A 12,725-nucleotide genomic window follows, 5' to 3' on the forward strand; every position below is an offset into this window, starting at 1 on the left:
TCGCCCATGCGCACCGTACCGCTCTGGTAATGGTCGACGCGCTTGGCCAGCTCCTTGATCCGCTGGTCGCGCACGGCGTCACCCTCGGCCTGCTGGGCAGCAATCTGCCGCTGGTTGCGGGTGTAGGACAGGAACAGAGCCAGAGTGGCGACCCAGAGGATCGCCAGGACAATTACCGCTACCTCGAGGATCAATCAGATACTCTCCAGTTCCGACCATTCCTCTTCGCTCATCATCTTGTCCAGCTCAACCAGAATCAGCAGTTCGCCGTTCTTGTTGCACACGCCCTGGATGAACTTGGCCGACTCTTCGTTGCCGACGTTCGGCGCGGTCTCGACTTCCGACTGGCGCAGGTAAACCACTTCGGCGACGCTGTCCACCATGATCCCGACCACTTGCTTGTCGGCTTCGATGATGACGATCCGGGTGTTGTCGTTGACTTCGGTCGGCACCAGGCCGAAGCGCTGGCGGGTATCGATCACGGTCACCACGTTGCCGCGCAGGTTGATGATCCCCAGCACGTAGCTGGGTGCGCCCGGCACCGGAGCGATCTCGGTGTAGCGCAGCACTTCCTGGACCCGCATCACGTTGATGCCGTAGGACTCGTTATCCAGCTTGAAGGTGACCCATTGCAGGATCGGATCTTCGGAACCCTGTGCAGACGACGACTTATTCATACCCTGACCCCTCAAATAACCGTTGAAAACGGCGTGTGTTCTGTGTGGCCACGCCCGACGGACGCGGCCTGTTGTTGGTTTACTTCGGCTTGTGGGCCGCTTGACTGATCGCCATCTGCTTGGCGCCACCGGTGGCGATCAATTCCGCCAGTTCGGCAACATCGAGCAAGGCGCACATATGTTCAATCACAGTGCCGGCCAGCCACGGGCGTTGGCCACGGTGACTGCGCCACTTGATTTCATTGGGGTCCAGGCGCAGCGAGCGGCTGACCTGATGCACCGCCAGCCCCCACTCATAGCCCTGGACCGAGATCACGTACTGCAGGCCCTGGCGGAAATCGTCGCGGTAGCGATCCGGCATGACCCAGCGTGCGGTATCCAGCACCTTCAGGTTGCCAGCCTGGCTCGGCAGGATACCGAGGAACCATTCCGGCTGGCCGAACAGCGGCGTCAGCTCCTGCCCGGCCAGGGAATAGATCGAGCCCAGGCACACCAGGGGCACCGCCAGGGTCAGGCCCGCGACATCGAACAACAGGCACTCGAACGGCTCTGCCGCCCAGGCGGGACGATCGCTGCCGGTGACCGGAGGCGGCGTATTGCTCGGCGGCAAGTGCACTTCCACCACGGGCGGCACCAGGGCCTGGAGCATCGGCACCACGGGCGAGAGGGTGCTTGGCATGGGCTCCGGCGCTTCCAGCACCGGGGTGGCAACGGGCTCTGGCGCAGCAACCGCAGGCGCCCAGTTCTGCTGGAGCTCGGCGTCACGGGCCTGCTCTTCCAGTACCGCGGCCTGGAATTCATCCAGCACTTCACTGGAGGCTTCGACCACTACCGGGGCGGGCACCGGGATCGGCGGCTCTGGCAGCAACTCCTCGTCGGTGGCGTCCTGCAGCAAAGCGTCCAGGTACGACTGCAGCGCCAACTGCGGCCGGCTCTTTACATCCAGAGGACGGTTCATGAGGATGCCCACGCTAAAACCCCGATACAGTGACCTGTAGGGGTTATCGGCCGGGCGGCGTGGCGACTTGAATAACGCTTCACGTCAAGCCACCTGCGCCACGAGCTGCTGGGCCAGCAAGTGCTTGAGCAAGGCCTTGTAGGCCAGTACGCCGCGGCTCTTGCCATCGAATTGCGAAGGGGTGACCCCGGCCCGGCTGGCGTCGCGCAGGCGGGTATCCACCGGAATGTAGCCTTGCCAGATCTCCTCGGGAAACTTGTCCCGCAGTACCCGCAGGGTGCCCAGGGAGGCCTGGGTACGGCGGTCGAACAGGGTCGGCACGATAGTGAACGGCAAGGGTTGCTTGCGCGAGCGATTGACCATGGCCAGGGTATTGACCATGCGCTCCAGGCCCTTGACCGCCAGGTGCTCGGTCTGCACCGGGATCACCAACTGCTGGCTGGCCGCCAGGGCGTTGACCATCAGCACCCCGAGCAACGGGGGGCTGTCGATCACCGCATAGTCGAAATCCTGCCACAGCTGCGCCAGGCTCTTGGCGATCACCAGGCCCAGGCCGCTCTGCCCCGGCGACTGGCGCTCCAGGGTGGCCAGCGCGGTGCTGGACGGCAACAGCGAAATACGCTCGTGGCTGGTGCCCAGCAACAACTGGCCCGGCAGGTCCTGGGGCACATTGCCCTTGTGCAGGAACAGGTCGTAGCTGCTGTGCTCCAGGCTGTCCGGGTCATAGCCGAAGTAGCTGGTCATGGAGCCGTGGGGGTCGAGATCGACCACGACCACACGCTTGCCCGCCTCGGCCAGCAAGCCGGCTAAAGCGATGGAACTGGTGGTTTTACCGACACCACCCTTTTGATTGGCAACTGCCCAGACTCTCATTCGGTTGGTTCCTCCCGCCCGGCCACAGCGGGGCGAGACATAGCGCTAAGTTATAAAGCAGGTGACGGAGAATTGACGGCGCTTCCCTGTACCGGCGTTTTGACCGGGGTTGGTGCAGTTTGTGTGCCAGCACGCTTGAGTGCCGCATCCGGTGTTGCATGGGCGGTGCCGGTACCGGTCAGGCTGCGGCGCACATCCAGGTTGCGCGACACCACCAGCACCACCCGGCGATTGCGCGCCCGGCCTTCGGCGGTGGCGTTGTTGGCCACTGGCTGGAACTCACCGTAGCCCACCGAGGCCATGCGCGCCGGGTTCACCCCCTGCATCGCCAGCATGCGCACGATGCTCGCCGAACGGGCCGAGGACAGTTCCCAGTTGGTCGGGTACTGCGCGGTCTGGATCGGCAGGTTGTCGGTGAAGCCCTCGACATGGATCGGGTTGTCGAAGGGTTTGAGGATCTTCGCCACCTTGTCGATGATGGTGAACGCCTGGTCGCTGGGCATGGCATCGCCACTGCCGAACAGCAGGCTGGAGTTGAGTTCGATCTCCACCCACAGTTCATTGCCGCGCACGGTCATCTGGTTGGAGCTGATCAGGTCGCCAAAGGCTGCGCTGATGTCATCGGCGATGCTTTTCAGCGGGTCACTGGCCCCGGCGATGCCGGCGTCGGTCTGGTCACTGTCCTTGACCAGGGGCTTGGCCGGGGTCACGGTCTTGGGACGCTCGTCGCCGATGGGAATCGGCTTGAGGCTACGATCGGAGTCGGTGAAGACCCCGATCAAGGCTTCGGAAATGACCTTGTACTTGCCCTCGTTGATCGAGGAAATCGAGTACATGACCACGAAAAACGCGAACAGCAAGGTAATGAAGTCGGCGTAGGAAACCAACCAGCGCTCATGGTTGACGTGTTCTTCTTGCTGGCGACGACGGGCCATAATCAGTCCATGAAGCCTTGCAGCTTCAGCTCGATGGAGCGGGGGTTTTCGCCTTCGGCGATCGACAGGATGCCTTCGAGGAGCATTTCCCGGTAACGCGACTGGCGCAAGGCAACGGATTTCAGCTTGGCGGCGATCGGCAGCAGCACCAGGTTGGCACTGGCCACCCCATAGATAGTGGCGACGAAGGCCACGGCGATGCCGCTACCCAGCTGGGATGGATCGGCCAGGTTGCCCATCACGTGGATCAGCCCCATTACCGCGCCGATGATGCCGATGGTCGGCGCATAGCCGCCCATGCTCTCGAACACCTTGGCGGCCTCGATATCACGACTTTCCTGGGTATAGAAATCCACTTCGAGAATGCTGCGGATGGCTTCGGGTTCGGCACCGTCCACCAGCAACTGCAAGCCCTTGCGCGCATAACTGTCAGGCTCGGCATCCGCCACGCCTTCCAGGCCCAGCAGGCCTTCCTTGCGCGCGGTGAGGCTCCAGTTGACCACCCGGTCGATGCCGCCCGGCAGATCGACCCGGGGCGGGAACAGGATCCAGGCAAGGATCTGCATGGCCCGTTTGAAGGCGCTCAGCGGCGACTGCAGCAGTGCCGCGCCGATGGTCCCGCCGAGCACGATCAGTGCCGCCGGACCGTTGGCCAGGGCCGACAGGTGCCCCCCCTCCAGGTAGTTGCCACCGATGATGGCGACAAACGCCATGATGATCCCGATAAGGCTGAGCACATCCATCAGAGACAGGCCTCGACCAGGTGTCGGCCGATGTCGTCCAGGCTGTACACCGCATCCGCCAGGTTGGCCTTGACGATGGCCATTGGCATGCCATAGATCACACAGCTGGCCTCGTCCTGGGCCCATACCGCACTGCCGCCCTGTTTGAGCAGACGCGCGCCTTCACGACCGTCGGCGCCCATGCCGGTGAGCACCACCGCCAGAACTTTGTCGCTGTAGGACTTGGCCGCAGAGCCGAAGGTGATATCCACGCACGGCTTGTAGTTCAAGCGCTCATCGCCCGGGAGAATCTTCACCGCACCACGACCGTCGACCATCATCTGCTTGCCGCCAGGCGCCAGCAGCGCCAGGCCCGGACGCAGGATGTCGCCATCCTCGGCTTCCTTGACGCTGATGCGGCAGAGCTTGTCCAGACGCTCGGCAAAGGCCTTGGTGAAGGCCGCCGGCATATGCTGGATCAGCACGATAGGTGCCGGGAAGTTGGCCGGCAGCTGGGTCAGGACCCGCTGCAGCGCCACCGGGCCGCCTGTGGACGTACCAATGGCCACCAGCTTGTAGGCCTTGCGCTTGGGTGCCGGCGAATTCGCACTGGCCGCCGGCGCCGCTGCGCGGGCCGGAGCCGGTGCGGGAGCTGGCGAGCGCGAACTGGCGAAGCTCGAAGGAGCAGGTGCCGGCGCACTCGCCGGCTGCGGTGCCGGAGCACTGTAGCTGCTGAAGCGCCGATTGCTGCGCGAGATACTGTGGACCTTCTCGCACAGCAACTGCTTGACCTTCTCGGGATTGCGCGAGATGTCCTCGAAGTTCTTCGGCAGAAAGTCCACCGCCCCGGCATCCAGCGCATCGAGGGTCACTCGGGCGCCTTCGTGGGTCAGGGAGGAGAACATCAGGACCGGCGTCGGGCAGCGCTGCATGATGTGCCGCACTGCGGTGATGCCATCCATCATCGGCATCTCGTAGTCCATGGTGATCACGTCCGGCTTGAGCGCCAGGGCCTGATCGATCGCCTCTTTACCATTGGTCGCCGTGCCGACGACCTGGATATTCGAATCCGCTGAAAGAATTTCCGAGACGCGGCGGCGGAAAAAACCCGAATCGTCCACCACCAGGACTTTGACTGCCATAAACACTCCGTTAGGTGGGGCGAGGCCAACCGCCCCTCCCCGCCGAATCAAATACGCCGTGCGGCGTAACGCTTGAGCATGCTCGGAACATCGAGGATCAGAGCAATGCGGCCGTCACCGGTAATGGTGGCGCCGGACATGCCCGGGGTTCCCTGAAGCATTTTGCCCAAGGGCTTGATGACCACTTCTTCCTGGCCCACCAGTTGATCGACGACGAAGCCGATCCGCTGGGTACCCACCGAAAGGATCACTACGTGGCCCTCGCGCTGCTCTTCATGAGCGGCGGAACTGACCAGCCAGCGTTTGAGGTAGAACAGGGGCAACGCCTTGTCGCGCACGATCACCACTTCCTGGCCGTCCACCACGTTGGTGCGCGACAGGTCGAGGTGGAAGATCTCGTTGACGTTGACCAGCGGGAAAGCGAATGCCTGGTTGCCGAGCATGACCATCAGGGTCGGCATGATCGCCAGGGTCAATGGCACCTTGATGACGATCTTCGAGCCCTGGCCCTTGGTCGAATAGATGTTGATCGAACCATTGAGCTGGGAAATCTTGGTCTTCACCACGTCCATGCCCACACCGCGACCGGACACATCGGAAATCTCGGTCTTGGTGGAGAAGCCCGGGGCAAAGATCAGGTTGTAGCACTCGGTATCGCTCAGGCGGTCGGCGGCGTCCTTGTCCATCACGCCGCGCTTGACGGCGATGGCGCGCAACACGTTCGGGTCCATGCCCTTGCCGTCATCGGAGATCGACAGCAGGATGTGGTCGCCTTCCTGTTCCGCCGCCAGTACCACCTTGCCGCCACGGGACTTGCCCGAGGCTTCGCGCTCTTCCGGCGATTCGATGCCGTGGTCCACCGCGTTGCGCACCAAGTGCACCAGCGGGTCGGCCAGGGCTTCTACCAGGTTCTTGTCGAGGTCGGTTTCTTCCCCCACCAGCTCCAGGTTGATCTCTTTCTTGAGCTGCCGGGCCAGGTCGCGAACCAGGCGCGGGAAGCGCCCGAAGACCTTCTTGATCGGCTGCATGCGGGTCTTCATCACCGCGGTCTGCAGGTCGGCAGTCACCACGTCGAGGTTCGACACGGCCTTGGACATGGCTTCGTCACCGCTGTTGAGGCCCAGGCGCACCAGGCGGTTACGCACCAGCACCAGCTCGCCCACCATGTTCATGATTTCGTCCAGGCGCGCGGTATCGACACGCACCGTGGTTTCCGCTTCGCTGGCAGGCTTTTCCGCCGGCGGGGCCGCAGCGGCGGCGCGAGCCGGGGCCGGGGCCGCAGCAGGAGCAGCGGCAGCTTTCGGCGCCTCGGCCTTGGGCTCGGGCTTCTTCGCCGCCGGCTTGGCGACGGCAGCAGTGGCCGCCGCAGCCGGAGCCGCAGAAGCCGCGGCTGGCTTGGCCGCACCCGGGGTTTCGGAGAATTTGCCCTTGCCGTGCAACTCATCCAGCAGGGATTCAAATTCGTGATCGGTGATCAGGTCGCTGCCGGCTGCGGCTGCGCTTGGTGCGGCTGCGGCAGGAGCGGCAGGCGCCGCCGCCACGGCCGAATCCAGGGCCTCCACGGCGAAGTTGCCCTTGCCATGCAACTGGTCCAGCAATGCTTCGAATTCATCGTCGGTGATCTCATCACCTGCGCCAGCCGCACCACTGGTGGCACTGGCCGCGGCCGGTGCCACGGCATCCGGGGCGAACTGGCCCTTGCCGTGCAACTGATCGAGCAGGGATTCGAACTCCGCGTCGGTGATTTCATCGCTGGCCGGCTCGCCCTGGGCCGCAGGTGCGGCGGCAGGCGCTGCTTCGGCTTCGGCCTTGGCGGCATTCAGCGAGTCGAGCAACAGCTCGAATTCGTTATCGGTGATGTCCCCTGCCGGGCTTTCTTCAGCCACAGGCTCGGCAACCGGCTCAACCACCTCTTCCACAGCAGGTGCTGCAGGCTCGGCACCGGCAGGTTCGGCCAGGCGCGCCAGGGCCGCCAGCAACTCCGGTGTGGCAGCGGTGATTTCGGTGCGCTCACGGACCTGGCTGAACATGCCGTTCACCGCGTCCAGAGCCTCAAGCACCACGTCCATCAGTTCCGAGTCGACTCGCCGCTCACCCTTGCGCAGGATGTCGAAGACGTTCTCGGCGATGTGGCAGCACTCCACCAGCTCATTGAGCTGGAGGAAGCCGGCGCCCCCTTTAACAGTGTGAAAACCGCGAAAAATTGCATTGAGCAAATCCGCATCATCCGGCCGGCTTTCCAGCTCGACCAGTTGTTCGGACAGTTGCTCTAGAATCTCGCCGGCCTCAACCAGGAAATCCTGAAGGATCTCTTCATCGGCGCCGAAGCTCATTAATGGGTGCTCCTAGAATCCAAGGCTGGAAAGCAAATCGTCTACATCGTCCTGACCGGACATAACGTCTTCCCGTTTATCGGCATGAATCTGCGGACCTTCACCCTTGGCGAGATGTTTTTGCGGATCTTTTTCAGCGAGGATCGATTCACGGTCATGTTCGATACCGGCGAAACGATCGACCTGGCTGGCCATCAAGACGAGTTTGAGCAGATTGCTTTCGACTTCCGTGACCAACTGGGTCACACGCTTGATCACCTGACCGGTCAGGTCCTGGTAATCCTGCGCCAGCAGAATGTCGTTGAGGTGGCCGGAAACGGTACGGGTTTCCTGTTCGCTGCGCGTCAGGAAACTGTCGACCCGGCGCGCCAGCTCGCGAAACTCTTCAGCGCCGACCTCGCGCCGCATGAAGCGCCCCCAGTCTGCGCTCAAGGCCTGGGCTTCAGTGCTCAGGCCGTTGACCAGCGGGGTGCTGCTCTCCACCAGGTCCATGGTGCGGTTGGCTGCGGCTTCCGTCAGCCGGACCACATAGGACAGGCGCTCAGTGGCATCCGTGATCTGTGAAACTTCCTCGGCTTGCGGCATGTGCGGGTCAATCTGGAAATTGACGATCGCGCTATGCAGCTCGCGGGTGAGCTTGCCCACTTCCTGGTACAGGCCGCGGTCACGGGTCTGATTGAGCTCATGGATCAATTGCACCGCTTCGCCGAACCGGCCCTTTTCAAGGCTCTCGACCAGTTCCAGCGCATGTTTTTTCAGGGTCGACTCAAAGTCGCCCAGTGAAGATTCGTTATGCTCCATAGCTCCCCCGTGGCGGAATGGCTACGCGTCTCAACCGATGCGTTCGAAGATTTTTTCGATCTTCTCTTTCAACGCCTGAGCCGTGAATGGTTTGACGACATAGCCGTTTACGCCGGCCTGGGCAGCTTCGATGATCTGCTCGCGCTTGGCTTCAGCAGTCACCATCAATACCGGCAGGTGCTTGAGTTTTTCATCGGCGCGCACGTGGCGCAGCAGGTCGATACCGGTCATGCCCGGCATGTTCCAGTCCGTTACCAGAAAGTCGATGCTCCCGCTGTTGAGTACCGGAATGGCGGTAGTGCCATCGTCGGCCTCGACCGTGTTGGTGAATCCCAGATCACGCAACAGGTTCTTAATGATCCGCCGCATCGTTGAAAAGTCATCAACGATGAGGATTTTCATGTTCTTGTCCAATTCGACCTCCAAGCAGTCTTAAACGCATCCAGCACCTGAACGCGCCATTCAATCAATCCGGCATAACACACAACGACTGCATGGAGCACATACTGCAAGACCGGTGCAGCGCTTGCTTCACCGGTCCTGAACGCAGTGTCCCCACACTGCCTGTCAGCGCGCTCGCCACTCCCCCAAACGCCCCCGCAAACGGGCTGCGCACTGGCTGTGTAACTGGCTGACCCGCGATTCGCTGACCCCCAGGACCTCACCGATTTCCTTGAGGTTCAGCTCTTCGTCGTAGTACAGCGCCAACACCAGTCGCTCGCGCTCCGGCAAATTGGCAATCGCATCCGCCAACGCGGCCTGGAAGCGTTCATCCTCCAGGTCCCGTGACGGCTCGAGATGAGCACTGGCGCCATCCTCATGCAGCCCTTCATGCTCGCCGTCCTGCAACAGGTCGTCGAAACTGAACAGGCGGCTGCCCAAGGTGTCGTTCAAAATCCCGTAATAATCGTCGAGACTCAATTGAAGTTCGGCCGCAACTTCATGATCTTTAGCGTCACGACCGGTTTTAGCTTCAATTGCGCGAATCGCATCACTGACCATGCGCGTATTACGGTGCACCGAACGCGGTGCCCAGTCGCCTTTACGAACCTCGTCGAGCATCGCCCCACGGATACGGATACCCGCGTAGGTTTCGAAACTCGCCCCCTTGCTCGCGTCGTATTTGGTCGACACTTCGAGCAAACCGATCATCCCGGCCTGAATCAGGTCTTCTACCTGAACACTGGCCGGCAACCGCGCCAGCAGGTGATAGGCAATACGCTTGACCAGAGGCGCGTAGCGCTCGATCAATTCGTACTGGCTGTCACGCGCCGACTTCTTGTAGAGGTTGTAGCCACTGGCAGTCATAGCACCGGTCCCGCTGTTTGATGCACTAGCCGCTCGACAAAAAACTCCAGATGCCCGCGTGGGTTCGCCGGCAACGGCCAGGTATCGACTTTTTGCGCGATGGCCTTGAACGCCAATGCACACTTCGAACGAGGAAAGGCTTCATAGACCGCACGCTGCTTTTGCACGGCCTTGCGTACGCTTTCGTCGTAGGGAACTGCGCCGACGTATTGTAAGGCCACGTCCAGGAAGCGATCCGTGACCTTGGTCAATTTTGCAAACAGGTTGCGACCTTCCTGAGGGCTCTGAGCCATGTTGGCCAGGACCCGGAAACGGTTCATGCCGTAGTCGCGGTTGAGCAGCTTGATCAGCGCGTAGGCGTCCGTGATCGAGGTCGGCTCGTCGCACACCACCAGCAGTACTTCCTGGGCCGCGCGGACAAAGCTGACTACCGAGTCACCAATACCCGCAGCGGTGTCGATCACCAGCACATCAAGATTGTCGCCGATATCGCTGAAGGCCTGGATCAGGCCAGCGTGCTGCGCGGGGCTCAGGTGCACCATGCTCTGGGTGCCCGAGGCGGCCGGTACGATGCGGATGCCTCCAGGGCCCTGGAGCAGCACATCGCGCAGTTCGCAACGACCCTCGATGACGTCGGCCAGGGTATGTTTCGGAGTCAGGCCCAGCAGGACATCGACATTGGCCAGTCCCAGGTCGGCATCCAGCAGCAAGACCCGCCGGCCAAGCTCAGCCAGAGCCAGGGACAAGTTCACTGACACATTAGTCTTGCCGACGCCACCTTTGCCGCCGGTCACCGCAATCACCTGTACGGGATGCATGCTGCCCATGTTCTTTCTTTACCTTGTCTTACTTAGACGGGGCCACATAACTGGCTGCGCGTTCACCATTGGAACAATGCATGGCAGACCATCGATGTAGATACACTGCAATCTATTCATGATTACCTCAGCCAACCCGTTTGGACGGGCTGTGGTAAAGGTCAGCGAACATGTCGGCCATGGCTTCCTCGCTGGGTTCTTCCTGCATCTGTACGCTTACCGCGCGACTCACCAGCTGATGCCGGCGAGGCAGGTGCAGATCGTCAGGAATCCGCGGACCATCAGTGAGATAGGCAACCGGCAGTTCATGACTGATGGCCAGGCTCAGCACTTCGCCAAGACTGGCTGTTTCATCAAGTTTAGTCAGGATGCAACCGGCCAGGCCGCAGCGTTTGTAGCTGTGGTAGGCGGCGGTCAGCACCTGTTTCTGGCTGGTGGTAGCCAGTACCAGATAGTTCTTCGCACGAATGCCACGACCGGCCAGGCTCTCCAGTTGCATGCGCAACGCCGGATCGCTGGCCTGCAGGCCGGCGGTATCGATCAGCACCACGCGCTTGCGCAGCAGCGGATCCAGTGCCTGAGCCAGGGACTGGCCCGGGTCCACATGGGTCACCGACACATTGAGGATGCGCCCCAGGGTCTTGAGCTGCTCCTGGGCGCCGATGCGGTAGCTGTCCATGCTCACCAGGGCAATGTTCTGCGCCCCGTACTTGAGCACGTAGCGCGCCGCCAGCTTGGCCAGGGTGGTGGTCTTGCCCATGCCGGCCGGGCCGACCATGGCGATCACGCCGCCCTCTTCCAGAGGCTCGACTTCCGGGGTCTGGATCATTCGCGCCAGGTGCGCCAGCAACATGCGCCAGGCCTGACGGGGTTCGTTGATTTCGGTAATCAGTGCCAGCAGGTCGCGGGCCAGCGGGCCCGACAGGCCGATGCGCTGCAGGCGACGCCAGAGGTTGGCCTGCTCCGGACGGCTGCCCTGCAATTGGCTCCAGGCCAGGGAGCCGAGCTGCACTTCCAGCAGTTCGCGCAGACCGTTGAGCTCGAAACGCATCGAGTCCAGCGCCCGCGTATCGGCAGGTGGCGCTGCAGGAGCCGGCGCCGGGCGCGGACGCTCGGTCAGGGTCGGCTCGATCAGGGGCTCGGCCGCGGTCAACGGCAGGCCGGCGAACAGCTGGCGATTGGTGATCGAGGCACTGTCGCCCTCGCCCCGCAGGCTTAGTTCGGCCTGGGCGGTGACAATCCGCGACTGGGTCTTGCGCAGCTCGTCCTCGAGTTCCATGTTCGGAACCCGTGGCGACAAGGCCGACAACTTGTAATCCAGCGCAGCCGTCAGCTCGACACCGCCGGCGATCCGCCGGTTGCCGATGATGGCGGCTTCAGCGCCCAACTCATCACGAACCAGTTTCATGGCCTGACGCATATCGGCGGCGAAAAAACGCTTAACTTGCATAACCCACTACCTCAGCCGTTGGGCCCTACTGTCGCAACGATGGTCACTTGCTTGTTGTCCGGAATTTCCTGGTACGCCAGCACATGCAAACCCGGGACGGCGAGACGGCCGAACCGCGAGAGCATGGCGCGGACCGGCCCCGCTACCAACAGAATCACCGGTTGACCTTGCATCTCTTGACGCTGCGCCGCATCGATCAGCGAACGCTGCAGCTTCTCTGCCATGCTTGGCTCCAGCAGAACGCCTTCTTCCTGGCCTTGTCCTGCCTTCTGCAGACTGCTGAGCAAAATTTGTTCCAACCTTGGCTCCAAGGTGATCACAGGCAGCTCAGACTCAGTGCCTACAATGCTTTGGACGATGGCACGAGACAATCCGACGCGTACCGCGGCAACCAAAGCGGCAGTATCTTGACTCTTGGCGGCATTGTTGGCGATGGCTTCGGCAATGCTGCGGATGTCGCGTACCGGCACCTGCTCGGCCAGCAGCGCTTGCAGGACCTTGAGCAACTGCGACAGCGACAGCACGCCCGGCACCAATTCCTCGGCCAGCTTCGGCGAACTCTTGGACAACACTTGCAGCAACTGCTGGACCTCTTCGTGGCCGATCAGTTCGCTGGAGTGCTTGTACAGAATCTGGTTCAAGTGGGTGGCGACCACGGTACTGGCGTCCACCACGGTGTAGCCCAGGGACTGCGCCTGCGGCCGCTGG

13 protein-coding genes and 1 pseudogene are annotated in these 12,725 nt (G+C 62.1%); all 14 read right to left on the minus strand.

Annotation, left to right across the window (positions count from 1 at the left end):
• Window positions 1-194: pseudogene (locus F6S12_RS25975) on the minus strand (DUF2802 domain-containing protein); the annotation flags it as partial.
• Window positions 195-677 (minus strand): chemotaxis protein CheW, encoded by a 483-nt coding sequence (locus tag F6S12_RS25980; protein ID WP_011060011.1) that lies wholly within the window; start codon window positions 675-677, stop codon window positions 195-197.
• A gap of 79 nt (window positions 678-756) precedes the next feature.
• Window positions 757-1,635 carry a CheW domain-containing protein gene (locus F6S12_RS25985; RefSeq protein WP_077933592.1) on the minus strand — a complete coding sequence of 293 codons (879 nt, stop codon included), beginning with the start codon at window positions 1,633-1,635 and terminating at the stop codon, window positions 757-759.
• Window positions 1,636-1,719: 84 nt separating this feature from the next.
• Complete coding sequence (locus tag F6S12_RS25990; RefSeq protein WP_011060009.1) at window positions 1,720-2,508, minus strand: ParA family protein; 789 nt, start codon at window positions 2,506-2,508, stop codon at window positions 1,720-1,722.
• A gap of 50 nt (window positions 2,509-2,558) precedes the next feature.
• On the minus strand, window positions 2,559-3,443 hold the full coding sequence (gene motD / locus F6S12_RS25995) for a flagellar motor protein MotD (protein ID WP_011060008.1): 885 nt from the start codon (window positions 3,441-3,443) through the stop codon (window positions 2,559-2,561).
• A 2-nt stretch (window positions 3,444-3,445) separates the two neighbouring features.
• Window positions 3,446-4,186 (minus strand): flagellar motor protein, encoded by a 741-nt coding sequence (locus F6S12_RS26000; protein WP_011060007.1) that lies wholly within the window; start codon window positions 4,184-4,186, stop codon window positions 3,446-3,448.
• Window positions 4,186-5,307: a chemotaxis response regulator protein-glutamate methylesterase gene (locus tag F6S12_RS26005; RefSeq protein ID WP_011060006.1), complete on the minus strand. Its 1,122-nt coding sequence runs from the start codon at window positions 5,305-5,307 to the stop codon at window positions 4,186-4,188. The genes F6S12_RS26000 and F6S12_RS26005 overlap by 1 nt, the downstream gene beginning before the upstream one ends.
• 47 nt (window positions 5,308-5,354) lie before the next feature.
• Complete coding sequence (locus F6S12_RS26010; protein WP_315869467.1) at window positions 5,355-7,640, minus strand: chemotaxis protein CheA; 2,286 nt, start codon at window positions 7,638-7,640, stop codon at window positions 5,355-5,357.
• Window positions 7,641-7,652: 12 nt separating this feature from the next.
• Window positions 7,653-8,441 (minus strand): protein phosphatase CheZ, encoded by a 789-nt coding sequence (locus F6S12_RS26015; protein ID WP_011060004.1) that lies wholly within the window; start codon window positions 8,439-8,441, stop codon window positions 7,653-7,655.
• A 30-nt stretch (window positions 8,442-8,471) separates the two neighbouring features.
• Window positions 8,472-8,843, minus strand: a complete 372-nt coding sequence (locus F6S12_RS26020) for a chemotaxis response regulator CheY (protein ID WP_003183998.1) — start codon at window positions 8,841-8,843, stop codon at window positions 8,472-8,474.
• A gap of 165 nt (window positions 8,844-9,008) precedes the next feature.
• Complete coding sequence (gene fliA / locus F6S12_RS26025) at window positions 9,009-9,749, minus strand: RNA polymerase sigma factor FliA (protein ID WP_011060003.1); 741 nt, start codon at window positions 9,747-9,749, stop codon at window positions 9,009-9,011.
• Window positions 9,746-10,576: a flagellar synthesis regulator FleN gene (fleN, locus tag F6S12_RS26030; protein ID WP_011060002.1), complete on the minus strand. Its 831-nt coding sequence runs from the start codon at window positions 10,574-10,576 to the stop codon at window positions 9,746-9,748. Before fleN ends, fliA begins: the two co-directional genes overlap by 4 nt.
• 118 nt (window positions 10,577-10,694) lie before the next feature.
• Window positions 10,695-12,017, minus strand: coding sequence for a flagellar biosynthesis protein FlhF (flhF, locus tag F6S12_RS26035; RefSeq protein WP_011060001.1), 1,323 nt, complete (start codon window positions 12,015-12,017; stop codon window positions 10,695-10,697).
• Window positions 12,018-12,028: 11 nt separating this feature from the next.
• Window positions 12,029-12,725, minus strand: a 697-nt coding sequence (locus F6S12_RS26040; RefSeq protein ID WP_315869468.1) for an FHIPEP family type III secretion protein, incomplete at its 5' end; no start/stop codon positions are given.

The sequence above is a fragment of the Pseudomonas sp. JV245A genome, assembly GCF_032424515.1.
Taxonomy (GTDB): domain Bacteria; phylum Pseudomonadota; class Gammaproteobacteria; order Pseudomonadales; family Pseudomonadaceae; genus Aquipseudomonas; species Aquipseudomonas protegens.